The sequence below is a fragment of the Candidatus Cloacimonadota bacterium genome (genome assembly GCA_011372345.1).
Classification (GTDB): domain Bacteria; phylum Cloacimonadota; class Cloacimonadia; order Cloacimonadales; family TCS61; genus DRTC01.
This window is the reverse complement of the sequence record DRTC01000530.1, coordinates 1-2,646: the sequence shown is the minus strand read 5'-3', so window position 1 is coordinate 2,646 and position 2,646 is coordinate 1. Positions and strand designations below refer to the sequence as shown.

Annotated in this window: 2 protein-coding genes; both read left to right on the top strand. The window is 37.6% G+C overall.

Annotated features, from left to right (window positions below; all coding sequences use genetic code 11):
* Positions 1–1,989: choice-of-anchor D domain-containing protein (locus ENL20_10105; protein ID HHE38908.1), on the top strand; the 1,989-nt coding region annotated here is incomplete at its 5' end.
* On the top strand, positions 1,866–2,646 hold a 781-nt coding region (locus ENL20_10100), incomplete at its 3' end, for a LamG domain-containing protein (GenBank protein ID HHE38907.1). The genes ENL20_10105 and ENL20_10100, both read left to right, overlap by 124 nt.

Here is a 2,646-nt window from a genome sequence, read left to right as displayed (position 1 = left end):
GGTCAATTATTTAATGGGATTATTGATGAAATGCGAGTTTGGAATGTGGTACGTTCCGAAACAGAACTGCGTGAAAATATGCATATTCCTTTGGTTGGAACAGAAACCGGTCTCGTAAGTTACTGGCAGTTCAATGAAGGAACCGGAACAACTGCTACTGATATTATTTCAGGAAATGACGGAACAATGCACAATATGGATGAAGATGACTGGATTGATTCGACTATTCCTTTTGGAGATGGAGTTTCCGATTCTCAAACCGAAACTGCGGGAACTGTTGATTTCACTGATACTGGGCTTTCGATGTATTTCAATTCTCATAATTCAGCGGAAATAACAGTAACTCGCATCAATGCAACAGCAAACATTAATCCCACCGAACCGGATGAAGTTTTCGATGCTCAATATTGGGTTGTGAATCGTTATGGAAACGGAACATTCGATACTGATTTAACATTTACCATTTCCGAAGACCTGACGAGTGAAGATGAGGGAAATCCATCGCAAATTAAACTTTATACACGCTCTTCAAATGCTGATTCAAATTGGATTCAGTTAATGACTGCAAGTTCTGTAAATGCTGCCAATAATGAAGTGACTTTTGACGGAATTACAGAATTCAGTCAGTTCATTATCGGAAAAGTAATAGAACCGGATATTTATATTGAGCCGGAATCCTTACATTTTGGCACCTGTAATATCGAAGATTCAATAGCAGGCACGATAACGATCTACAATACCGGTAACGATACATTGTCAGTTTCTGATATTTCCAACAATGAACCAGATTTTTTAGTGGATATGACGATTTGTGAGATATTGCCGGGTGACAGTTGTAATATTGAAATTACATTCTCACCTGCGGCTGTAGGTCCCATTACCGATACTTTGGTTATCACTTCCAATGACCCGGACGAGTCGATTACTGAAATATTTCTCACCGGACAAGGTGTAGTTCCTGAAATTACTTTATTAAAATCGCGGGATTTTGAATTAATTACCAGCAATTTCAATTCTATAGATGTTGGTTATTATTCCGCTCCTGCTTTTACTGATATTGATGGTGATGATCTGTTGGATTTGATTGTAGGGGAAGAAAATGATACCTTAAATCATTACGAGCAGGATGCGGAAAATTCCACTTCTTTTACTCTTGTTATCGAACATATTAATTGCATAGGTGTTGAAGGTTATTCAGCTCCTGTTTTTACCGACTTGGATAACGACAGGCTTTTGGATTTGATTTTAGGAAAACAAAATGGTACCCTAAATCATTATGAACAGGATGCGGAAAATTCCACTTCATTTTCTCTTGTCAACGAACATTTTAATTCCATAGAAGTTGGAAATATTTCAACTCCAGCTTTTACCGACTTGGATGGAGACGGGCTATTGGATTTCATTGTAGGGGAATATGAAGGTAACCTAAATCATTATGAGCAGGACTCCGTAAATTCAACTTCATTTACACTAATAACTCCAAATTTTAATAACATTGATGTAGGATCCACATCAAGCCCTGCATTTACCGATCTTGACGGTGATTATCTGCTGGATTTGATTGTAGGGGAATATGAAGGTAACCTAAATCATTATGAGCAGGACTCCATAAATTCAACTTCATTTTCACTTGTAACTCATAATTTCAATTCTTTAGATGTTGGCTATTATTCCGCTCCTGTTTTTTCTGATATCGATGGTGATGGACTGGAAGAGCTTTTTATCGGAGAATTAAATGGAAAAATACATTATTGTAAGCAGGAAACTATTGATTCAATGAGTTTTGGAAACATTGTAGTTGGAGGTTTGCCAACAAAGAATTACTATCTAACGGCTATCAACCTGATAAATGATTTAAATATTGAATGCCCGGAAGATTTAAAGTATCATTATCGGAAGATACGGGATTCCTGCAAGAACTGTCAATATCACCCGTTGATGGTTCAGTTTCTGAGACAATCTATGTTCGGTTTGAACCGGATTCACTGAGAACTTATTCAGGGAGCATAGTTCATTCTTCCACCGGATTAGAAGCAAAATACATTGCCGTTAGCGGAACCGGAGCAGAAATAGACGAGTTTCCCGGGACAGCACTGGAATTCGATGGAACGGATGATTATATAAACTGCGGAAACGAAAATAGCTTTGATGTAGGGAATACTTTAACGGTCGAAGCTTGGATAAAACCTGCTGATCTCTCTTTTCGACAAAGTATATTTTCTACCAGGAAAAATAATGATGACGGTAGTTTCCAATTGGAAGTTGGAGCTGGGAATGGCGGTACAAATAGAATTGCTGTAACAGGTCCCGGAACCTGGGTTGTGGAAACAGAAGATAATGCAATTTCAGAGAATGAATGGAATCATATAGTATATAGCAGAAATGGAACCGGAATGGGGAATCATAAGATATTTGTGAATGGTGAGGAACAGCAGCTTCTTACAGAAAATAATTACAATTTTACTGATAACGACATAGACAAATTAATTGGTTCGAAAAATGGATCAACCGGATTCTACAGCGGTATTTTAGAAGAAATGCGTTTGTGGAATATAGTGAGAACCGAAGAAGAAATCCGTGAAAATATGTATATTCCTTTGGTTGGAAATGAAACCGGATTGGTAAGTTACTGGCAATTTAATGAAG